We start from the raw sequence: 21,706 nt of genomic DNA, 5'->3' as shown, positions 1-21,706 counted from the left end.
GCATTGGCCGCGAAATTACCCCCTCAGGGGGTCACTATTGCGAGCGATTTTACACCTATGGAGATCTGTACTGGCGCAGATCGCTCCTTTCCACGGTGCCGGCTGGCTTGATGGGTGTGAGCTATGTGGGGCTGAAGGTGGTGAATGCCGCTTTTCAGACGGGTACCGCTACGCTGCTTTGGTGGCTCCTTCGCAGGCAAGCGGGCTCGTCGGCGGCTCTGCTGGGCCTCATACTCTTTGCGATCTACCCGGATCGAAGCTTCGCCTTGACGCTCGCCACCAGCGATCACGTCGGTTTGCTCCTGACGACGGCTGCGTTTGCGATCCTGGCAGCATCAGCAACGCGGCGCGGCGTGCCTGCGCTACTCGGCTTCGGCGCCGTAGGCATCCTTGCAGCTGCTTTAGATCTTGCCCGAAGCACAGGACTGTTTCTGACATCTGCAGCGGCAGCAGTGCTGGTGCTATGCGTTCTCCCAAATGCCGGCCTTCGCCGGGCATTGCCGGCCCTTGCCTGCTTCGTGACCGGCCTCGCTGGCCTGGGCCGTCGCGGGCCTCGCGCTTGACTCAAAGAGCGGGACCGATTCCCTCCTACGCCTCGCCTCGGCCCTCCACATTGTGCCGGACGCGAACTTCGATGCGAGCACCTACTGGATCCACAATTTCTGGCCGGCCATTCCGACAGCGGAGCGGACCGGGTTTGCTTTGCGCCGGCTTGCGCAGGAGGTTCTCTGGGACGGGGCAGCTTACCCGGAATATGTCATCTCGAAAGCGCGCGCCCTGACATCCGGCATCGGATACACTTGGTTTGCCGGCGCCGATCTTTCCGGCAATCGCGACACGGTCCTGACCGTAGCCAACCCAACTGTCCCACAGTGGCTCAGCGGCCGCGCCGCAATTCAACGCGCCTGGCTGATCCCGATGCTGGGGCTCGCGTTCGTTGGAACTCTGCGCGCTAGGAGGTCTCCGCTTGGTGTTGCGACGCTGGCTTTCACTGCCACCTTCGCCGGCGAGATCCTCTTCATCGGCGAGGTGCAGGCGCGATACCTGATCATATGTCTCCCTGCGATAGCGATCCTCGGCGGCCTATCAATTGAGCAGACCTCGGGGGAGCCTGAGCGCCGGCTTTTTCGAGAGACCGCGTGGGGAGCGGCTGCTCTCCTTTTCGTCGCCCTGCTCTGCCTGACAACCTGGGAGGCTTGCCGCCATTTCGCGACAAGGCCATGGATTGTTTCCGCGGTCTTGGATGGGTCATGCCCGACCGGTCAGCAACAGGTTGTCGACGACGGCCATACCCTGAGGATCGAACTACCCGCCGGTCGCGATTGTGCTGAAGCTAGTATCACGTTACCCACCGGTACGCGGGGCCTGAAAGCCTTCATCACGGATGGGCAGTACCCTTACCGTTTTGATCAAACCCTTCCCTTGCCTCTCGATTACGAGATCAAAGGAGCAAGCTCTGTGGCGAACAACTCTCTTCGAGCGCATGTTTCTTGGCTGGATTTGAGCGTGAAGGGCGTGGACAGCCCACCAATTCTCGGCCTCTTAGTCCGTCGGGAACAATCCCGGACATCCGCGTCACAAAGCTTGATCATCGCATATCCGCAGATCGAGCACTGATGGCGCGTACCACTGTCTCACAGACAGAACAGGCGCATTTTAAGACACAAAAGACCAATTGGGTATACCCGAATGGGCTCGTTCGTCCTCGTAGGCTATTGCAAGCGGGCCTCCTCCCAAACGAGCACGCGCTTGATCACCGTGCGAAAAATGAGGATGGTCGAAAACATCCCGATCGCCGTCCAGGTCTGCAGTTCAATAGTCTTTAGCAGTGTTGCCGCCGTCTTGTAGCCGAGTGCTGCGATGACGCCATCGGCGACGACAAGACGTGCACGCACGAGGGCGCGATGACTGCCCTGCCCCGCGATCAAACTGGCGAGGCCGCGCACGCAGGCAACAGCGATTATGATGCTGCCGCCGAATTCGATCAGCACCGCGGCACCGTCGATCAGTCCATCAAGGCCTGCCATCATCTGGCCTCAGGTGTTTCGATGTTGGCCGGCACCGCGCGACGCGCCTCTGCCTTGTCGATTTCCGCCTGCAGAAAGTAGTTCAGGGCCGTGCGTAGGACTGCGATGGCGGCAAGTTGGCCGATTTCGGTCCAGGTGGGCGCGACCGCGGTCCGTAGGATGTCAGCGGCAAGCTCGAACTCTAACGCTACGGCCAGCCAGCGCCCAAGCTTCAGGCGAACATCCTCCTTGCGCCGGTCCGCACTCTCTCCCTGCGGGCCTGTGCCGGGCACGAACAGGATCAGCGCTCGAAGCGTACCTTCGATTGAGGCAAGACCGATGATAAGCGCCGCCGCTGCCTCGGTGCCGCTCGCAAGCCAGAGTGTGATCGCCTTGAAGGTGTCTTCCATGGCGCTTGAACAGGTGATCCTCTCAAAGGTTCAAGCAATTCGACTTCCAAAGCCAGCCAACGACCGAGGATGGTCAAAGCCTCATCGCGAAGCAGGCGCTCGCGTTTATCGCCACTGGGCTGAGAAGGTCACTGCCGCCACTGCTCCCGTCACGCTCGCCTGACCTCTGCCGCGATCTGGTCAGACCGCTCTCGCCAGGCGCAGTGAAAGGCTTGGCGGACGCTCATGCGATGGTCAAGATCTCCACATCTTTGCCGGCTACCGATCCGACATCTCCAACAGCTTTCCCAAGAAGCGCCCGGGCCAGCGGCGACACGTGGGAAACCATGCCTCGAGCCGCGTCTGCCTCATCCTCGCCGACAATGCGGAACGTCTGCTGTCGGCCGTCGTCACGATCAAAGGTGACGGTGCTGCCGAACATCACCCGATCCGATCCGAGCACCGTCTCCACGACCTGTGCGCTTGCGCGCCGCGCGGCGAAGTATTTCAGATCGCGGGCGGCCCGGGCCATGGCGGTTCGATCTACCTGGACGCCTCCCGCCGTTTGAGCCTTGGAGAACGCTGCTCGAGCTTCAGCCAGAGCAGTCTCGAGGAACGCTACGCCTTCCGGCGTGACGAGGTTCGCATGTGGCGAGATCGGCCGATCTGGTAAGTGAGCAGCTGCGGCCTCGACGTCTTCCTCGCGAGTGAACGCGACGCTCATTGCTGTTTCCTCTTGCCCCAAAGCGAGGACCATCCGCCTGGGCGGAAGCCCGTACCTGATAGAACCTTAACGTCAATCCGGTTAGAGCGTCCTAACTGCGGAACGAGATCGCGCGAGCCTCGTCGGCTTGATTGAGCGCCAGCAGAACGAGCGCATTCAGTCGATGGCTGAGAGCATCGTCCAACTCTGCGGCACCGTTGAAGCGCTAACCGCCGCCGTGTTCAAGACACGCGAGGAGATGATGATTCGCAGGGTTCGCTGCAGCGAAAAGGAAAGCCGGCTGGTTCCGGCTCATCCGTCCGAACGGCCCTTGCAATGCCCCCAACCGGGACGCCGCTTGCATCGGCGCCCCGGCTGACCCAACGCGACTGAGCCGCGCGAGGCAGGGCAGTTTTAAGCCGAGCGCGCCTGAACAGAGCATAACGGGAGCGTGTCGCCTGCGCCACGCAAGCCGTGAACAAAGCCGGGTATTTGACCGGGTACTTTTCAGAGACGACAAATAATATGCGTTTGCTCACAGCATCTTATTAGTGCTGTTCGGCCGCCTCCGTCTCCGCCATTCAGTTCTCGATCTTTCTGGCTGTCCTGTCTGGCGTGACACCAAAGTATTTGGTGCCTGTTTGAAGCCGCCAGCAACAAGGTGGGCCAGGGACAATGGAGTCCCTGACCCAGATGTTCGTTACCGGTGGGCACGGGCCACGTGGCGCAGGCAGTACCGCGTCCGGCACTTCCGCTGTTCGATCAGCGATCGCGACTCGCCGTTGTTGAACGCGTTCTGCGCACCGTAATCATCGTCATCGTACGAGCCGACGTACCGGGCTTCGTCGGTATAAGGGTCGTAGGGCGCCGCATTCAGGCTGTCGATCGTCTCGGGCGAGACCACAACGGCGCCGACCGGCACGGCAGTTCGCGTGTTTGGCGAACGGGACCGGGACGTGGTGGCCGTTCCGGTCGTCGGAACCGCGACCGAACCGGCGGGGTCGTACATCGACCCGACACCTGGCAGATTCCCCAGGCCAAGGCTTCCGAGCGTGATCCCCAACCCTGCACCGACGCCGCTTTGAGTGCCGACCGTGGCGCCTGCCGTCCCTGACAAGCCGCCCAGAGACGCACCCAGGCCAGCATTGACGCCCGTCGTGCCGCCGACACCGGCACCCAGACCGGCATTCAGACCGCTCGTACCGCCGAGACTGGCACCCAGGCCTGCATTGACGCCGCTCGTGCCGCCGAGCCCAGCGCCGAGGCCAGCCGACAAGCCGCCGCGACCGCCGATCCCCGCGCCGACACCGGCATTCGCTCCCGTCGATCCGCCGACCCCAGCGCCTGCCCCCGCGGTCGCCCCGTTGCTGCCGCCGACGCTCGCACCAGCCCCGACGCCAGCCCCGTTGCTGCCACCGACACTCGCCCCTGCTCCCGCACTGACGCCATTGCTCCCGCCGACGCTCGCACCTGCGCCCGCACTGGCGCCGTTACTGCCGCCGACGCCCGCACCCACACCCACACCCGCCGACACACCCCCGGTGCTACCGGTTCCACCCACAGATGCCCCAACGCCGGCCGACACGCCACGCGATGACGTTCCAGCGCCAACACTCGCGCCGGAGGTCGTGCCGTTCGACGCCCCACCACCCAGCGACGCGCCTACACCGACGCTGTGCCCGCCGACCGATGCACCGACACTTGCCCCCACGCTATGGCTGCTGCCGCCCACCGAAGCGCCGACCCCGAGCGCGTAGACGCTCGAAGCGGAGGGCGCCAAAAGCGCTGCAGATAGCAACACGGCCATCCAATCAGGGCTGGTGTTAGCAGTCAGGTACTTGACTAGAGTATTCGACTTCATCGTATCCTCCTTCAGCCTGGTGACTGATGAAGAAACGAGAGAATGCCGTCTTGGTTTTGTTTCCGAGCTCGCATCTTCCGAGACATGACTTCGAATGTGTTAATGCAAATTAACTTACTAAATATCTTTGTGCCGCATAATGACAAACGATTATCGGATAATTTCACCCGAGCACCAAATTGTATCGACCGGGGCGGCTCGGGCTTTAAGCGGGCCATGACCATGTCCCGACCGGCAAGCCGTCGCGGCCGTCCTCACAAGAGAATTTATGGCTTTGAACCGGACCCGACCTTCGGCCGCGTGGCAGTCTCGGCCTTCAGCTTTGTGGCGCGCCCCACAAAGCTGAAGGCCAGGCTTGGTCGACGGGGTGGCTGTTGCGACCCGTCGTCGATCAACGCCGACGATGCACGGCCGAGCCCCCACGAGCGCAACAACGGTCCTCGGCTTGCTGGGCGCGATTAAGCGCCTTTGAAAGCCGCGATGACGGCCTCGCTCATGCGAAGAAAGCGGGCGCTCGGCCCCTCGACACCGACGCTTTGCCGGCTCACCCGTGCGCCCTCCAGCATCAACGACAGCGTGTCGGCCAGCAGCTCGGCCTGCACGACGCCGGCCGCGGCACAAAGCCGGGCCAAGCGGTCGCGATAATCACGCTTCACGTCTTCGATCAGGCGACGAGCCGGATGGTCCGGCTCGGTCAGTTCCACCGCCGCATTGGCGAGATCGCACCCCCGGCCGTCCGACGCGATGCAGGCCGCGCCATAGCGCACCCATTGATGCAATTGTGCCGTCGGATCGCCGGGATGATCCACCGAGAACCGATCCCAGATCTCGCTGCCTTCCCGCGCCACGGTCTTCAGGCACTCGCAGACGAGATCGTCCTTCGAGCCGAAGTGACGATACAGCGTCATCTTGTTGGTGCCGGCCGCTTCCGCGATCGTGTCGACCCCGATGCCGCGGATCCCATAACGGCGGAACAGGTCGCGGGCCGTGGACAGGATGCGCTCGCGGGGACGAGCCGTTGGGCAGCACGACACCGCCACCTCTGCTCCACCCGGGATCTTTCCCATGCCCTTGACACTCCTGTTACCAGTCGGTAACCCTGCCGTTGTTACTGACCGGTAACACGCACCCCTTCCAGGGTCAATCGAGCGCGAGGACCGGCCGGCATCACGATCACGCATGCGCGACCGCGCGTGGAGGACACGCCATGGGACGAGACCTCAGCATCGAATCCGTGCTGGCCGATCCGATGATCCGCGCCATGATGCGGGCCGACCATGTCGAGCCGCAGGCCTTCGAACGCCTGCTCCGCTCGGCGGCCGGTGGCGTCGAGGCCGGTTCCGCTCGGGTGGCAGCGGGCCGGTTTGGCGCCGCAAGCCTCGTGGCGAGCCAGGCCTGCGCCGCCCTCCGGGGTGTCTGCTGCGCATGATCGGCTTCTTCACGCAGCGCCCGATCTTCGCTTCCGCGGTCGCCATCTTGATGGTGCTGGCTGGCGCCATCGCCTATCGGCTGTTGCCTGTCTCCCAGCTTCCGGACGTGACGCCGCCGCAGGTCGTGGTCAGCGCCATCTACCCGGGCGCCAGCGCCCAGGTTGTGGCCGATACGGTGACGACGCCGCTCGAACAACAGATCAACGGCGTCCAGGGCATGACCTACATGTCCTCGACCAGCTCGAACGACGGTTCGGCGAACATCACCGTCACCTTCGATGTCGGTTATCCGCTGGCCATCGCGGCCGTGGACGTCCAGAACCGCGTTGCCCAGGCCTCGTCCTCGCTGCCGCCGATCGTCAACCAGGCCGGCGTGACGATCAAGAAGCAGAACCCGAATTTCGTGCTCATCGTCGACCTGACGTCGCCGGACGGGTCCGTCGATCCGGTGCAATTGTCGAACTACGCCTACCTGCAGGTGGTCGACCCGCTGAAGCGTTTGCCGGGCGTCGGCGACGTGCAGATCTTCGGCGAGCGCCGGTATTCCATGCGGGTCTGGCTCGACCCCGACAAGCTGGCCGATCTCGGCATCACGGCGACCGACGTGCAGGCCGCCGTGGCCGAGCAGAACGTCCAGGTGGCGGCCGGCAAGATCGGCCAGTCGCCCGCCCCCGCCGGCACGGCCTTCGAGATGCAGGTCAACGCGGTCGGCCGTTTGTCGGACCCGCAGGCCTTCGGCGATATCGTGGTGCGGGCCAATCCCGCCACCGGCTCGGTGGTGCGGCTGCGCGACGTCGCCCGTATCGAGCTCGGCGCCCTGCAATATGCTTCGACGGCCTATTTCGGCGACAAGCCCACGGTGGTGCTCGGCATCTTCCAGACACCGGGCTCGAACGCGCTCGATCTGCAGAACAACATCCATGCCAAGATGGCGGAGCTGCAGCAGCGCTTCCCCAAGGGCATCGAATACGCGATGCACTACGATACGACGCGCTTCGTCCAGGCCTCGATGAAGGACGTGGTCATCACGCTCGGCGAAGCGCTGGTGCTCGTGGTCGCGGTGGTGTACATCTTCCTGCAGAGCTGGCGCACCACCATCATCCCGACCATCGCTATCCCGGTGTCGCTGGTGGCGACGCTCGCGGTCATGCTGGCGCTCGGCTTCTCGCTCAACATGTTGAGCCTGCTCGGCATGGTTCTGGCCATCGGGCTCGTGGTCGACGACGCCATCGTGGTGGTGGAAAACGTCGAGCGGCAGCTCGAAGCCGGCTTGCCGCCCCTGGCCGCCACCCGCAAGGCGATGGCCGAGGTGACCGGCCCCATCATCGCCACCACGGCCGTGCTGATGGCGGTGTTCGTTCCCGTCGCCTTCATCCCGGGTGTGGCGGGCCGGCTCTACAACCAATTCGCGCTCACCATCGCGATCTCGGTCGGCATCTCGGCCTTCAACTCGCTGACGCTCAGCCCGGCCTTGAGCGCCGCTTTCCTGCGGCACCGGCAAGGCAAGCCCTTCATCCTGTTCCGCTGGTTCAACACGGGCTTCGACAAGCTCTCGAATCTTTATGCCCGGATGGTGCGGTCCTTCATTCGGTTCCGCTGGGCCCTGATGATCGTCTTCGCCTTTGGCCTGTTCGGCACCTATTGGCTTTGGACCCGCCTGCCCTCGACCTTCCTGCCGGTCGAGGACCAAGGCTATTTCTTTGTCGTGGTCCAGGGCCCGGACGGCGCCGCGCTCGAGCGCACCGATGCCGTCGCCAAGCAGGTGCGCGAGCTGTTGCAGAGCGAACCGGGCATCGACATCGTCGGCTCGATCAGCGGCCTCAACTTCCTGACCAATGCGGCGCAATCGAATTCCGCAGTCGAATTCGCGATCCTGAAACCATGGGACGAGCGACCGGCTGGCCAGACGGCTTCCGAGATCGTGGCTCGCGTGCGGCCGAAGCTGCTCGGCATCCCGGGCGCCTTCGTGCTGGCTTTCGATCCGCCGTCGATCCCGGGCCTCGGCGCCACCGGCGGCTTCGAATTCCAGGTCGAAGATCTCACGGGTCGTGGCGCCGCAGCGTTGAACGACACCGTGCAGGCGTTCCTGACGGAAGCCCGCAAGCAGCCGGAGCTCAATCCGCAAGCCTTGTTCTCGTCCTTCAGCACCGCGACGCCGCAGTTCAATTACGATCTCGATCGCAACAAGGCGAAGCTGCTCGGGCTGAACCTGCCGGATGTGTTCAACACGCTGCAGATCTTTCTCGGCTCGCTCTATGTCAACGACTTCAACCTGTTCGGCCGCACTTTCCGGGTGACGCTGCAGGCCGACAAGGATGCGCGCGCCTCGGCGACCGACATCTCGCGGCTTTACGTGCGCAACACCGCGGGCGGCATGGTGCCCTTGTCGACGCTTGGCACTTTGAAGCCGATCGTCGGCCCGGAAACCGTGCCGCACTACAACTCGAACGCTTCGGCGCTCATCAACGGCGCGCCGGCCCCGGGCTACAGCTCGGGCCAGGCGGTTGCCGCCATGCAGCGTGTCGCCGCGCAAGTGCTGCCGCGCGATTTCGCTTATGAATGGACCGGCATCACGTTCCAGGAGCTCAAGGCGGGCTCGGTGGCCAGCATCATCTTCGGGCTCGCCATCGTGTTCGTGTTTCTGATCCTGGCGGCCCAATATGAGAGCTGGTCGATGCCCTTCATGGTGCTGCTGGCCGTGCCGCTGGCCCTCGGCGGCGCACTCGGGGCCTTGTTCGTCCGCCACATGCAGATCGATGTTTATTCGCAGATCGGCTTCGTGATGCTGATCGGCCTCGCGGCCAAGAACGCGATCCTGATCGTCGAATTCGCCAAGCGGCGGCGGGAAGAAGGCTTGAGCATCGTCGAAGCCGCCATGGAGGCCGGGCGCCTGCGCCTGAGGCCCATCCTGATGACGGCCTTCGCGTTCATCTTCGGCGTCATCCCGTTGATGGTCGCCGAGGGCGCCGGCGCGGCGAGCCGCCAATCGATCGGCACCACGGTGTTCGGCGGCATGCTGGCCGCCACCTTCCTGACGCTGATCTTCGTCCCGGTCTTCTATGCCGTGATCGAGAACTTCCGCGAACGCCGGGCGGCCCGATCGGGCGACGTTGCGACCGGACACGACACCCCTGATTATCGCGCCGCCGCGGAATAACGGAGAGCCCTCATGCGCCCCCGCCACCTGATCCCCGCGGTCGTGCTTCTGGCCGTCATCACGGCGCCGCTCGTCCCACGCACGCTGTTCTTCCGAGGTGCCACCGGCGCCGACATCGCCCGGGCCGAAACGGCCCCGGGCGCGCCGCCCGCCATGCCGGTGCCGGTCACGGCCGTCATCAAGGCCAATCTGCCGGTGACGCTCGACTACGCGGCCCGCACCGAGTCGCTGCGTGCCATTACGCTGCAGGCGAAGGTGTCGGCTTACCTGACCGAACAACCGGCCCAGGATGGGGCGGACGTGAAGGCAGGCGCCTTGCTGTATCGGCTCGACCCACGCGATTTCCAGGTGGCGCTCGATCAGGCGACCGCGCAGGTGCAACGCGACACGGCTTCGCTGGAATACCAGCAGTCCGCCTTCCAGCGGGGCGACTCGCTGACCAAGAACGGCTGGCTGGCCAAGGATTCCTTCGACGAGCGCACCAGCACGCTGCATCAGGCCGAAGCCGCGCTGGCCGCCTCGAAAGCTGCCTTGCGGGGCGCCCAGCTCAATCTCGATTATGCGCAGATCCACGCCCCCTTTCCGGGGCGCCTCGGCCGCAACCAGGCACCCGTCGGGACGCTGGTGGGTGCCGGCACGACGGTGTTGAATACGCTTGTGCAGCTCGACCCGATCTATGTGACGTTCAACCCGAGCGAAACCGACCTCGGCGCCATCGTGGCGGCGAAGCACGGCGGCACGGTCGAGATCACGGTCGACGTGCCGGGCCGGGCCGACGTGCCGCCCCACAAGGGCGAACTTACCTTCATCGACAACAGCGTCGATCGCGCCACCGGCACGGTCGTGGCCCGCGCCACCATCGCCAATGCGGACCTCAGCCTGCTGCCGGGCCAATATGTGCGGGCGCAGGTGCATGTGCGGGACATGCCGGATGCCCTGCTGGTGCCGCAGGCGGCCATCGGCTCGAGCCAGCTCGGCAAGTTCGTCTTCACGGTCAGCCCAACCAGCGCCGTCGAGCAGAAGATCGTCACGCTCGGGCCCGCCAAGGGCGATCAGGTGGCGGTGCTGACGGGCCTATCGGCGACCGACCAGGTGATCACCGGCAACCTGCAGAAGATCGGCCCCGGCATGCCCGTGGCGCCGATGCCGGCTGCCGCCGGCAAGCCCTGAGCCTGTTTGGCGCGGCTCAGGTCACCAGCCGCGCCAGGTTTTCCGGTGTCGAATAGCGGAACGAGATGTCCGGCGTCTCGGCCGATACGTCGCCGACGCCCATCATCGTGACCCGCATGGCGGCGCTGCCGGCAATCGTCGCCACCGCGGCCATGGCGGACAGAGCTCGACGCTGCCGCGGGGCGAACAGCGCCAAGGCCAGGAGGCCAAGCGGCAACGCGACCCCAAGGCCGGTGGTCAGCAGCCGCTCCGCTTTGCCGACAGGGCTGTCGAAAGCCTGCTGGATACCGCTCTGCCGATAGGCGCGTTGCGCCACCCCGTCCGCGACTGCCTCCGTCACCAGCGCGGCCGCCTGGATGATCGCGAGCTTGGCCCGTGCATCCGGATTCGGCTCGCCGAGGGCCAGGGTCGAGGCGGCAGACGCGAGCGACGAGGACCCGAACCGCACCGCCAGGGCGCGGGGAGCCGCGGCCCAGACGGGCGCGCTCGTGGCCGACAACAAGGCCGCCGTATAGGTCGACAAGCCCGCGCCAAGCAGGGCGGCCGGCAACCCGAGCGCCTGAGCGACGCGCAACACCCAAGGTCGCGCCACACCGGCGTCCGAAGCCAGCTGCAGCGCGGCGGCCGGCATCGCGGTCGCGGAGAACCCCATCAGGATCCAGGTACCGATCGACATCGGCGACGTCGCCTTAGCGACCCGCAGCATGTTGTAGAAGCGCGCCGGCGTATGCAGGTCATAGATCAGCAAGGGCGAGCCGAGCACCGGCGCCGCAAGCGCCAGATACCGCCCGCGGCGTGCGATACCGGCCATGTCGTCGCCACCGACCGCAGTCGCGATCGCGGCCAGGAGGGCACTGCTGCCGGACAGGCCGGCGAAGAAGATATAGCCACCGACCACGAGGTTCTCGAACGGCGCCGGTTTCAGCTGCGGGCGGTCGTAATAGGTGCTGCCGTCGTAGTCACTGAAGCGCGACACGGCCGCCGGCACCGACGGAGAAGAAGAAACGATCTGGTTCATGCGATCAGGTCCGACGCGACAGGACGGCCGTGGCGGCCAACGCCAGCCCCGCCATGGTGAGAAGCCCCGTCATCAGACTTGGCGCCACGCGGTCGGCAGGCCGGGTCGGCGCTACGGGCAGGTTGTAGACCTCGGGACGTTCGGTCAGCAGGAAGAAGGCGCCGAGGTGGCCGAGGCCACCCGTCGACCCGGGGGCATCAGGCGTGCCGTAAAGATAGGCGCTCGTCACGCCGAGCCCATGCAGCGTGTCGACCCGTTCGGCCGCCCGCTGCTGAAGGTCACCGAGTTCGCCGAACTGGATGGAGTCGGTCGGGCAGGATTTGGAGCAGGCTGGCTCCAGGCCGCCTTTCAGCCGATCATAGCATAAGGTGCACTTATGCGCCTTGCCGTCGTTGGTGCTGACGTCGATGACGCCGAACGGGCAAGCCGGCACGCAATAGCCACAGCCGTTGCAGATGTCCTGCTGCACCACGACCGTGTCGAACTCGGTGCGGAACAGGGCGCCGGTCGGGCAGGCCTCGAGGCAGGGTGCGTTGTGGCAATGCTTGCACACGTCGCTCATCATCAGCCAGGCGCTCTGGAACGGCACCTCGCCCATGTCGCGCACGCCGCCGCAACCGCTGCGCTCGACGAAGGCGACATGCCGCCACGTGTTGGCCGACAGTGCCCCCGTGTTGTCGAAGCTTTGCCCGGTCAGGCCCAAATTGTCGGCCGGCAGGTTGTTCCATTCCTTGCAGGCCACCTCGCAGGCCTTGCAGCCGATGCACACCGTGGTGTCGGTAAAGAACCCGTATGACTTGCCGGGTTCGATCTTGCAGCCGGCCGTCAGCTCGGACTCATCCGCGATCACGTGGTCGAACGTCGATTGCGTATGATCCTGGACGCGGGGATGGAAGCTCATCGGGCCTCGCCGCCTGTCATCACCGAAATCGACTGCGCAATGGCGCCGATGATATTGTCGCCCTCGCGAAACTTCACCCGAATGCGCGACTGCTGCGCCGCCAGGGGTGCCAGTTGCGAAGGGTCTGCGGCCGCATGGGGACTGAGCGAGAACAGGTGCGAGGCGCCCCGGTCGTCGGTCATCTGAAAACGGCTTTCCTGAACGATCGTGATCGTCCCTTCCATGAACGGCATGTCGGGCGCTCGCTTTCGCTTCTCAAGGTGCAGCTTGCAAACGTTCCAGCCTACGGCGGGTTGCACGCGTGACGGAAGGGCGCGCCCGGAACCAAACCCGCGCGTCCGTCCTTCCTGATTCAGGTCTGGCGCCCTTATCCTGCTCCGCGATGCGCGACGCACCGCCGCAATGACCGCAGAGGTCCGATGAAGAAGATCAGCACACCTCCCGGTAAGCGCCTTGGCGACTTCCTGCGCGATTGGTCGATCCCGCGCCAGTTGGCCGGCGAAAGCCTGCGCGACAAGGCGGCCGAAAGCGAAACCTCGCGTGCCCTGCGGCCCCGCCTCGAGCAGGCCGACAAGGTCGGCACCAGCGTGTGCCCGTTCTGCGCCGTCGGCTGCGGCCAGTTGATCTACGCCAAGGACGGCAAGCCGATCCATGTCGAGGGCGATCCGCGCAGCCCGGTCAATCAAGGCACGCTGTGCCCCAAGGGGGCCGGCACGCTCGGCATGCTGTTGTCACCCAAGCGCATCAGCGAGGTGCTGCATCGCGCCCCCTATGCGACCGAGTGGAAAAGCGTGCCGCTCGACTGGGCGATGGACCGCATCGCCACGCTGACCAAGCAGACGCGCGATGAGACCTTCGTCGAGGCCATGCCGGACGGGCGGACCGTGAACCACACGCTGGGTGTCGGCTCGCTTGGCGGCGCCACCATGGACAACGAAGAAAACTACCTCATCAAGAAGCTGTTCGGCGGCGGCCTCGGGATGGTCAGCATCGAGAACCAGGCCCGCATCTGACACTCGTCGTCGGTACCCAGTTTGGGAACGTCGTTCGGGCGCGGAGCAGCCACCATGGCCCTCTGGGATCTGGAGAACAGCGACTGCGTCGTGATCATGGGCTCCAATATGGCGGAGAACCATCCGATCGCGTTCCGCTTCGTGGTGGAGGCCAAGCGCCGTGGCGCCACGGTGATCCACGTCGATCCGCGCTTTACCCGCACGAGCGCGCTAGCGGACGTGTATGCCCCGATCCGCTCGGGCTCGGACATCGCCTTCCTGGGCGGTATCATCCGTCACATCCTCGACAACGACCTTTGGTTCAAGGAATGGGCCCTGGCTTATTCGAACATCGCCAACATCATCGAGGAAGGCTACGTTGATTCCGAGGACAACGACGGGTTGTTCTCCGGTTGGGACGCCGAAACGCGAAGCTATGCCGAGGCCACCTGGCAGTATGAGGGCAAGACCGTGCCCTCCTCGATCGCCGAGCATCGGGTGCACTCGCACGAAGGCGAAGAGGGCGACTACCAGTCGATGTCGAAGGGTCCGCCGCCCACCGACCCGACGTTGCAGCACCCGCGTTGCGTCTACCAGATCCTGAAACGGCACTATGCCAAATACACGCCCGAGATGGTGGAGCGCGTCACCGGCTGCCCGCAGGCAACCTTCCTGAAGGTGGCGGACGCATTGGCTCGCAACTCCGGTCGCGATCGCACGGGAGCGTTCTGTTACGCGGTCGGCTGGACCCACCATTCGACGGGCGTTCAGATCATCCGGGCGGCCTCGATCATCCAAGGCCTGCTCGGCAATATGGGACGGCCGGGCGGTGGCATCATGGCGTTGCGCGGCCACGTGTCGATCCAAGGATCGACCGACATCCCGACGCTCTACAACATGCTGCCGACCTACCTGCCGCAGCCGAGTGCCCTGCACGACCACGCCACGCTCGACAGCTATCTGAAGGTCGAAACGCCGCCGACCGGCTGGTGGCACAACTTCCCCAAATACATGGTCAGCCTGTTGAAGGCTTGGTACGGCGACACTGCCACGAAGGGGAATCAGTGGGGCTACGAGCATCTGCCGAAGCTCACTGGAGACGTTTCCCAGCAGCCGATGACGCTTGCGATGGCGGATGGCATCGTCAAAGGCCAGTTCATCATGGGCCAGAACCCGCTGATTGGGGCCGTCAACGCCGATTTGGTCGAAAAGGCCTTGGGTAAGCTCGACTGGCTGGTGGTGCGCGATTTCGCCATGACGGAAAGCGCCAATTGGTGGGAGCGCGGCCGGCTCGTTGCCAAGGGCGAAACCCGACCGGAGGCGATCGGCACGGAGGTGTTCTTCCTGCCGGCGGCCCTGCCGGGCGAGAAGGACGGCAGCGTCACCAATACGAGCCGGTTGGTGCAATGGCACGATATGGTCTGCGACGCGCCCGGCGCGTGTCGCTCCGACCTCTGGTTCATCACCCACCTGGGACTGCGGCTGAAGACCATGTACGCGGCCAGCACAGCGCCGCGCGATGCCGCCATCAAGGCCCTGACCTGGGATTACCCGCTCAAGGGGTCGCGGGAGGAGCCTGACGCCGAAAGCGTGTTGAAGGAGATCAACGGCTATACGGTGTCGGATCGCAAGCAGGTGGCGAAATACCAGGATTTGAAGGACGACGGCTCGACCGCCTGCGGGGGCTGGATGTATTGCGGCGTCTTCCCGAGCGAACATCATAACGTCGCCCGCTCCCGCAAGACCGACACCAGCAATCGCGGCAACCATCCCGGTTGGGCCTTTGCCTGGCCGTCTAATCGCCGCACGCTGTACAACCGCGCCTCGGCGGATCTCGACGGCAAGCCCTGGTCGGACCGCAAAAAGCTGGTCTGGTGGGACGAGGCAGCCTCCCGATGGGACGGCGACGACGTGCCGGATTTCGTCGAAACCAAGCGGCCGGACGAGCGGCCGGTGTGGGACAAGCACCCGACCGGCATGGACGCGCTCGGCGGCGACCGGCCCTTCATCATGGAGGCCGACGGGCATTGCCAGTTGTTCGTGCCGACCGGGCTCATGGACGGACCGCTGCCGACCCACTACGAGCCCATCGAGGCGCCGGTCCGCAACCCGATGAACGGGCAGCAGCACAACCCGACCGCCAAGATCTGGGACCGGCCCGGCAACACGCTGCATGCACCGGCCGATCCGCGCTTCCCGCATGTGTTCAGCACCTATCGGCTGACCGAGATCCATTGCGGGGGCATCCCGAGCCGGGTGATGCCGCATACGGCGGAACTGCAGCCCGAAGCCTTCGTCGAGGTGTCACCGGAGCTGGCACGCGAATGCGGCATCACGCATCTCGGCTGGACCGTGATCTCTACCCTGCGGGGTGCCATCGAGGTGAAGGCGATGGTGACCGAACGCGTGCGTCCTTTCGTGATCGACGGGCGCACCGTGCATCAGGTCGGCATGCCGTGGACTTTCGGGCGCGAGGGCTATGCGCAGGGTGCGGTCGCCAACGTCCTGCTGGCCATCACGGGCGATGCCAACACCAGCATTCACACCACCAAAGCCATCACCTGCGCGATCCGGCCCGGGCGGCTCGATGAAACAGGAACGGTGCCGCGCCATGCCGCTGAATGAAAGCGGCCGCAAGGCACTGACCCATCTCGATGCCGCCTTGGCCAAGCAGCCAGAAAAGGACGGTCACTTGTTATCGGCCACGCTGACCGGCCTCGGGGTGTTTCGCGATGGGATCATCGCGTCTCACCGGGAAACCCCGACAGACCTCAGTCGTTTGGTGCTGGACCGGGTCAACGGCGTCATCTCGGCCACCATGGCGGTGCAATACCCGCTCGGCGAGGTTCCTTGGGCCAGCCTCGCCCAGGCAAGGGGAACCCTCGTCGGGCTGCTGGACAGCGACATCTGGGCCTGACGCTCAGGTGTTCTGGCCCGGCCGGCACGTCGCGTTGTGCAACACGCCCGCGCCGGACTGGAAAACCTCTGCACTGTTTCGTTTCGGAGGGAGCGCCACAAAAACCTTACGGTCACCGACCGGACTTTGTGACAAATTTAACGAACGCGGCAATTCATCGCTCCACGACCGAACTTTGTCATCGCCTTTGCGGTTCACTGGCTGGGCGGAGCGCACAGCATGATCAATTCAACAAGCAAGATGGGCTCTGACGGCCCTGCCGCCGATGCGCCTTATCCGTCGTGGCCCACGGTCGCCGACCTCGTCAGCGCCCCTTCGCATGGTGACGACACCGAATGCCGCACGCTTCGGGAAGCCCGCATCTGGCAGTCTCTGGCGGATGAACCGATGCCCCAGAACGATAGCGCCTGCGACGACACTTACCCCTCGAACAGCTATCGCCGCTAAACCTTTGCTTGAAGTTCGGATATTCAGAATGAGCGGACGTTAGAAGGTGGGCGGAACAGAATGACGTCGTCGATGAGGCTCACCGCGGTATTGGTTGCTGTGTTGGCTGTGGCTCAGTCACGGTCCGTCGAGGCGGCCGAGATGGTCACGACGCCCGAACTGCGTCAGGCGGCCGTGGCGGCCTGCACCGGGGACGTTCTGCGCCTTTGCCCGACTGTCATGTTCGACGAGCAGCAGGTTTTCGCCTGCATGCGCACCAACCGAAACCAATTGACGCCAGGATGCCGCTCCGTGTTCGACAAAGGCGCCAAAACAGTTCGGCAATAGCACGCGAGCACGTCCGAAGCCGACCGGGTCCGCCTCGCAGCATCGCCCAAAGCCCTGTCCGACCGATCGATGGCGCGCTAAAACAGTCCCTCGATCACCCCGTCCCGCAGCCCGATCGATTCAGCAGCGGGGATGCGCGGCAGGCCCGGCATCGTGCGGATGTCGCCGCATAGCACCACAACGAAGCCGGCACCCGCGGCAAGCCGCATGGCAGCGACCTCGACCGTGTGGCCTTCCGGGGCGCCGAGCGCGTTCGGGTCGGTCGAAAAGGAATATTGCGTCTTGGCCATGCAGACCGGCAGGTGGCCGAACCCGGCGGCCTCGATGCGCCGGCAGTCCTTGGCGGCTCGGCTGCTCAGCGCGATATCGGCCGCGCCATAGATATCGCGCGCCACCGTCCGGATCTTGTCGGCAAGACCGAGCCCATCGGGGTAAAGCGGACGGAAGCGGCTCGTGCCGTTCTTCGCCGCCACAACCACCCGTTCGGCGAGTTCCAGGATTCCGGCCGAGCCGTCCGCCCAGTGCCGGCACGTCACGGCCGTTGCATCGAGCCGTTCGCGGCAGGCGGCGATCAGAAAGTCATGTTCGGCCGCCGTGTCGGTGGCGAAATGATTGATCGCGATGAGGGGGTCGAGGCCGAAGCGCCGCAACCCGGCGACGTGCTGCGCCAGATTGGCAAAGCCGCGCTCGAGCGCCCCGAGGTCCTCGACCGCAAGGCCGTCCTTGGCAGCACCGCCGTGCATCTTCAGCGCCCGGACCGTTGCGACCAGCACAACGGCATCCGGGGCCAGCCCGGCTTGCCGGCATTTGATGTTGAGGAACTTTTCGGCCCCGAGATCGGCCCCGAACCCTGCTTCCGTGACGACGAAATCGGCCAGCGCCAGCGCCGTGCGGGTGGCCACCACCGAGTTGCAGCCATGGGCGATGTTGGCGAAGGGGCCGCCATGCACCAGTGCCGGCGTGGCTTCGAGCGTCTGCACGAGATTCGGCTGGAAGGCGTCCTTCAACAGCACCGTCATGGCGCCGGCGGCCTTCAGGTCGGCCGCCGTCACGGCAACGCCGTCGCGCGTTTCCGCCACCACGATACGGCCGAGCCTTTCCTCTAGGTCGTCGAGCGTTTCCGCCAGGCAGAAGATCGCCATCACCTCCGACGCCACCGTAATGTCGAAGCCGTCTTCACGCGGGAACCCGTTGGCGACGCCGCCGAGCGACGACACCACCGACCGCAGGGCCCGGTCGTTCATGTCCAACACCCGACGCCAGGCGATGCGGCGCGGATCGATGCCGAGCGCGTTACCCCAATAGATGTGGTTGTCCAGCATCGCGGCCAGCAGGTTGTGGGCGCTGGTGATGGCGTGGAAGTCGCCGGTAAAATGCAGGTTGATCTTCTCCATCGGCACCACCTGGGCATGGCCGCCACCGGCTGCCCCACCCTTCAGGCCGAACACCGGACCGAGCGACGGCTCGCGCAGGCAGATAAGCGCCTTGTGGCCGAGCCGCGCCAGCCCGTCGCCGAGGCCGACCGTCGTGGTGGTCTTGCCTTCGCCGGCCGGGGTCGGGCTGACGGCGGTGACCAGCACCAGCTTGCCGGCCGTGGGGCGCCTTGCCGTTTGAAGGCTTGCGACATCGAGCTTGGCGACGTGCCGGCCATAGGGTTCGAGACTATCGGCCGGGATGCCGAGGCCGGCCGCGATGGCGGCGATCGGCTGCAACGAGGCTCGGCGCGCGATCTCGATATCGGTGTCCATTGTGTCTCCGCCTGGCATCGCGCGCAGGGCAGGGATGGGGCGATCGGCCCTGGTTTGTAAACACCCCGAAGCTGTAATAATGAAAAACTGGCGGCTGCGGCCGTCCCTGACGAGCCGCCGCGTGGCGGCGCCGTCCAAGAGGTCTCGATGGTGTATCGCGCTTTCTTCGAGGATGCGCTCGGTCGTTTGCACGCTGAGCGCCGCTACCGTGTTTTCGCCGATCTCGAACGGGACGTGACCCGCTTCCCCCACGCGGTCTGGCGAGGCCCCGAGGGGCCGCGCGACATCATCATGTGGTGCTCGAACGATTACCTCGGCATGGGCTGCCACCCGGCCGTCACAGGCGCCATGGTGGAAGCGGCGGGCCGCTACGGCGCCGGCGCCGGCGGCACGCGCAACATATCGGGCAACAGCCACCCCGTGGTGCAGCTCGAGGCGGAACTGGCCGACCTGCATGGCAAGGCCGCGGCTCTCGTGTTCACCTCGGGCTGGATCTCGAACCTCGCCGGCATCTCGACCATCGCGGGCCTGATTCCCGATTGCGTGATCCTGTCCGACGCGCTCAACCACAATTCGATGATCGAAGGCATCCGGCGGTCGGGCCGCGACAAGCTGATCTTCCGGCACAACGACCTCGATGACCTCGAAGCCAAGCTGCGCGACCTTGGCACGCGGCCGAAGCTGATCGTCTTCGAAAGCCTGTATTCGATGGACGGCGACATCGCCCCCGTGGCCGCCATCGCCCGCCTGGCGAAGCGCTATGGCGCCATGACCTATCTCGACGAGGTCCATGCGGTCGGCCTGTACGGGCCGCGCGGCGGCGGCATCGCGGAACGCGAAGGCGTCATGAACGAGATCGATGTCATCGAGGGCACCCTGGCAAAGGGGTTCGGCACGCTCGGCGGCTACCTCGCGGCCGATGCCGCGATCGTCGATGCGGTGCGGTCCTTCGCGCCCTCGTTCATCTTCACCACGGCGCTGCCCCCGGCGGTCGCGGCGGCCGCCACGGCGGCGGTGCGACACCTGAAGCGCTCCGGCGACGAGCGCACCCGGCATGCCCGGCAGGTGGCCCGCACCAAGCAGGCGCTCACACGTGCCGGCCTGCCGGTCATGGACAACCCGTCCCATATCGTGCCGCTGTTCGTCGGCGATGCCGACCGCTGCAAGCGGGCGAGCGACCTGCTGCTCGAGCGGCATGGCATCTACATCCAGCCCATCAACTACCCGACGGTCGAGCGCGGCGCCGAGCGGCTGCGCATCACGCCGACGCCCCACCATTCGGACCAGCATATCGTGGCGCTGACCGCAGCGCTCTGCAACGTGTGGCAGGAGCTCGACCTTCCGACCGAGATGCACCATCAGGCCCAGGCAGCGGAGTGAGGGCGTCGGCTGCTCGTTAGCGGCAGCCGACGGCTTTCAGGCGTTCCGCGCGACCCAGGTCGTGAGCCGGTCCGCCACCTCCGCGATCTGGGCCGGCGACCGGGCAAAGCACAACCGAAGCGAACCCGCTCCGGCCGCCCCGAAGGCGTCGCCCGGCGCCGCGCCGATCCCCGCCTCGTCGACCAGCCGGAAGGCAAGCCGGCGGGCGTCGGGATACCCCTCGATGCCGCAGAACAGGTAGAAGCCGCCGTCCGGCGCCGCGAACCGCATCCGGCCGGTCGCTTCGAAGGCCGCGCAAAGCATGTCCCGGTTTTGACGGGCCCGCCGGACCTGCTCGGCCACGAAGTCAGCCCCGCCCTCGATCGCCGCCAAGGCGGCGCGCTGGCTCGGCACCGCGACGCCGGAGGTGGAATATTGCACCAGGTTCTCGATCAACTGGCCGAGCGCCTCGGGCGCCTCGAGCCAGCCGATGCGCCACCCCGTCATGGCCCAGTTCTTCGAGAAGGTCTGCGGAAACAGGATGAGGTCGTCCGCCGCCATGATGTCGTGGAAGGACGGCGCCCGGACCGCATCGAAGGTGAACCGGCCATAGATCTCGTCGGCGATGATCCACAAGCCGTGGCGGCGTGCGAAGCGCAACACCGCTTCGAGCTCTTCGAGCGTCGCGGTCCAGCCGAGCGGGTTCGAAGGCGAATTGATGACGATCGCCCGCGTGGCGGGGTTCACGGCGGCTTCGAGCGCCGCCATATCGAGGCTCCAGCGCGGGTGGACGCCTGACCCGAGCCGCATCGGCGTTTCGACCACGCGCGCGCCGAGCGCCATGATGGCGCCGCCGAAATTCGGCCAGGCCGGCGTCGGCACCAGGAACTCGTCGCCCGGGCCGCCGACGATCCGCATGGCGATCTGCAACGCATGCATGCCGCCGATCGTCACGAAGAACCGCTCGGGCGAGAACGCTTCGCGCGGGCCGTAGAGCGCCGTCATGTCACGCGCGATCGCTTCGCGCAGGGCCGGGATGCCGCGTTGATAGGTGTAGAAGGTTTCGCCCGCCTCAAGCGAGCGGATCGCGGCCGCGCTGATGAAGGAGGGCGTCGGCTGGTCGCTTTCTCCAACCCAGAGGGGAATCACCCCCTCGCGATTGCGGCCGTAATTGAAGATTTCGACGATGCCGCTATCCGGCACCGCAAGGGCGCTCGGTTGCACGCGGTCGAGCCACCGACTCCGTTCCGCCGTGTTTCGTCCACCCTCAACCTGCACGGG

21 protein-coding genes are annotated in these 21,706 nt (G+C 65.5%); 11 read left to right on the top strand and 10 right to left on the bottom strand.

Annotated features, from left to right (window positions below):
* Positions 1–563 (top strand): hypothetical protein (locus P7D22_RS03420; protein WP_319932807.1); only part of this gene is annotated, 563 nt, incomplete at its 5' end.
* Positions 564–615: 52 nt separating this feature from the next.
* Complete coding sequence (locus tag P7D22_RS03415) at positions 616–1,617, top strand: hypothetical protein (RefSeq protein WP_319932806.1); 1,002 nt, start codon at positions 616–618, stop codon at positions 1,615–1,617.
* 95 nt (positions 1,618–1,712) lie between these two features.
* Here the strand turns inward: P7D22_RS03415 and P7D22_RS03410 are convergent, their stop codons facing one another.
* From P7D22_RS03410 to greA, 3 genes are all read right to left on the bottom strand, one after another.
* Positions 1,713–2,030, bottom strand: a complete 318-nt coding sequence (locus tag P7D22_RS03410; protein ID WP_319932805.1) for a DUF1622 domain-containing protein — start codon at positions 2,028–2,030, stop codon at positions 1,713–1,715.
* A complete protein-coding gene (locus P7D22_RS03405) occupies positions 2,027–2,416 on the bottom strand; it encodes a DUF1622 domain-containing protein (RefSeq protein ID WP_319932804.1) in 390 nt (129 codons plus the stop codon). Before P7D22_RS03405 ends, P7D22_RS03410 begins: the two co-directional genes overlap by 4 nt.
* A gap of 223 nt (positions 2,417–2,639) precedes the next feature.
* Positions 2,640–3,119 (bottom strand): transcription elongation factor GreA, encoded by a 480-nt coding sequence (gene greA, locus P7D22_RS03400; protein ID WP_319932803.1) that lies wholly within the window; start codon positions 3,117–3,119, stop codon positions 2,640–2,642.
* Positions 3,120–3,246: 127 nt separating this feature from the next.
* Between greA and P7D22_RS03395 the strand changes: the two genes are divergently transcribed.
* Entirely contained in the window at positions 3,247–3,477 is a 231-nt protein-coding gene (locus P7D22_RS03395; protein WP_319932802.1) for a hypothetical protein, read from the top strand.
* Between the two features lie 321 nt (positions 3,478–3,798).
* Here P7D22_RS03395 and P7D22_RS03390 read toward each other — a convergent pair whose 3' ends face one another.
* On the bottom strand, positions 3,799–4,374 hold the full coding sequence (locus P7D22_RS03390; RefSeq protein WP_319932801.1) for a hypothetical protein: 576 nt from the start codon (positions 4,372–4,374) through the stop codon (positions 3,799–3,801).
* Between the two features lie 1,043 nt (positions 4,375–5,417).
* Entirely contained in the window at positions 5,418–6,026 is a 609-nt protein-coding gene (locus tag P7D22_RS03385) for a TetR/AcrR family transcriptional regulator (RefSeq protein ID WP_319932800.1), read from the bottom strand.
* A 140-nt stretch (positions 6,027–6,166) separates the two neighbouring features.
* On the opposite strand from P7D22_RS03385, the gene P7D22_RS03380 reads away from it, so the two are divergent.
* The 3 genes from P7D22_RS03380 to P7D22_RS03370 are packed head-to-tail and all read left to right on the top strand — an operon-like array spanning position 6,167 to position 10,716.
* Positions 6,167–6,388 (top strand): hypothetical protein, encoded by a 222-nt coding sequence (locus P7D22_RS03380; RefSeq protein ID WP_319932799.1) that lies wholly within the window; start codon positions 6,167–6,169, stop codon positions 6,386–6,388.
* Positions 6,385–9,546, top strand: a complete 3,162-nt coding sequence (locus P7D22_RS03375; RefSeq protein WP_319932798.1) for an efflux RND transporter permease subunit — start codon at positions 6,385–6,387, stop codon at positions 9,544–9,546. Before P7D22_RS03380 ends, P7D22_RS03375 begins: the two co-directional genes overlap by 4 nt.
* A 12-nt stretch (positions 9,547–9,558) precedes the next feature.
* Positions 9,559–10,716, top strand: a complete 1,158-nt coding sequence (locus tag P7D22_RS03370) for an efflux RND transporter periplasmic adaptor subunit (RefSeq protein WP_319932797.1) — start codon at positions 9,559–9,561, stop codon at positions 10,714–10,716.
* 16 nt (positions 10,717–10,732) lie between these two features.
* On the opposite strand, the gene nrfD is transcribed toward P7D22_RS03370, so the two are convergent.
* Genes nrfD through P7D22_RS03355 form a run of 3 tightly spaced genes read right to left on the bottom strand, consistent with a single transcriptional unit; the run spans position 10,733 to position 12,868 of the window.
* A complete protein-coding gene (gene nrfD / locus P7D22_RS03365) occupies positions 10,733–11,734 on the bottom strand; it encodes an NrfD/PsrC family molybdoenzyme membrane anchor subunit (RefSeq protein WP_319932796.1) in 1,002 nt (333 codons plus the stop codon).
* Positions 11,735–11,738: 4 nt separating this feature from the next.
* Complete coding sequence (locus tag P7D22_RS03360) at positions 11,739–12,635, bottom strand: 4Fe-4S dicluster domain-containing protein (RefSeq protein ID WP_319932795.1); 897 nt, start codon at positions 12,633–12,635, stop codon at positions 11,739–11,741.
* The gene (locus P7D22_RS03355) at positions 12,632–12,868 is read right to left on the bottom strand and encodes a hypothetical protein (RefSeq protein WP_319932794.1); all 237 of its coding nucleotides are present in this window, start codon (positions 12,866–12,868) and stop codon (positions 12,632–12,634) included. Before P7D22_RS03355 ends, P7D22_RS03360 begins: the two co-directional genes overlap by 4 nt.
* A gap of 186 nt (positions 12,869–13,054) precedes the next feature.
* Here P7D22_RS03355 and fdh point away from each other — a divergent pair, with 186 nt between their 5' ends.
* The 4 genes from fdh (at position 13,055) to P7D22_RS03335 (ending at position 17,318) form a co-directional block, all read left to right on the top strand.
* Complete coding sequence (fdh, locus tag P7D22_RS03350) at positions 13,055–16,252, top strand: formate dehydrogenase (protein WP_319932793.1); 3,198 nt, start codon at positions 13,055–13,057, stop codon at positions 16,250–16,252.
* Positions 16,239–16,544 (top strand): hypothetical protein, encoded by a 306-nt coding sequence (locus P7D22_RS03345; protein WP_319932792.1) that lies wholly within the window; start codon positions 16,239–16,241, stop codon positions 16,542–16,544. Before fdh ends, P7D22_RS03345 begins: the two co-directional genes overlap by 14 nt.
* A 219-nt stretch (positions 16,545–16,763) precedes the next feature.
* Positions 16,764–16,991: a hypothetical protein gene (locus P7D22_RS03340; protein ID WP_319932791.1), complete on the top strand. Its 228-nt coding sequence runs from the start codon at positions 16,764–16,766 to the stop codon at positions 16,989–16,991.
* 72 nt (positions 16,992–17,063) lie between these two features.
* Positions 17,064–17,318, top strand: coding sequence for a hypothetical protein (locus tag P7D22_RS03335; protein ID WP_319932790.1), 255 nt, complete (start codon positions 17,064–17,066; stop codon positions 17,316–17,318).
* Positions 17,319–17,395: 77 nt separating this feature from the next.
* On the opposite strand, the gene P7D22_RS03330 is transcribed toward P7D22_RS03335, so the two are convergent.
* Positions 17,396–19,066 carry a formate--tetrahydrofolate ligase gene (locus P7D22_RS03330; RefSeq protein WP_319932789.1) on the bottom strand — a complete coding sequence of 557 codons (1,671 nt, stop codon included), beginning with the start codon at positions 19,064–19,066 and terminating at the stop codon, positions 17,396–17,398.
* Positions 19,067–19,213: 147 nt separating this feature from the next.
* Between P7D22_RS03330 and hemA the strand changes: the two genes are divergently transcribed.
* The gene (hemA, locus tag P7D22_RS03325) at positions 19,214–20,446 is read left to right on the top strand and encodes a 5-aminolevulinate synthase (protein ID WP_319932788.1); all 1,233 of its coding nucleotides are present in this window, start codon (positions 19,214–19,216) and stop codon (positions 20,444–20,446) included.
* Between the two features lie 36 nt (positions 20,447–20,482).
* Here hemA and P7D22_RS03320 read toward each other — a convergent pair whose 3' ends face one another.
* A complete protein-coding gene (locus P7D22_RS03320) occupies positions 20,483–21,703 on the bottom strand; it encodes a pyridoxal phosphate-dependent aminotransferase (RefSeq protein WP_319932787.1) in 1,221 nt (406 codons plus the stop codon).
* Between the last annotated feature and the right edge of the window lie 3 nt (positions 21,704–21,706).

This window comes from Lichenihabitans sp. Uapishka_5 (assembly GCF_033947565.1).
Classification (GTDB): Bacteria; Pseudomonadota; Alphaproteobacteria; order Rhizobiales; family Beijerinckiaceae; genus Lichenihabitans.
This window is presented reverse-complemented; position numbering and strand designations above follow the sequence as displayed.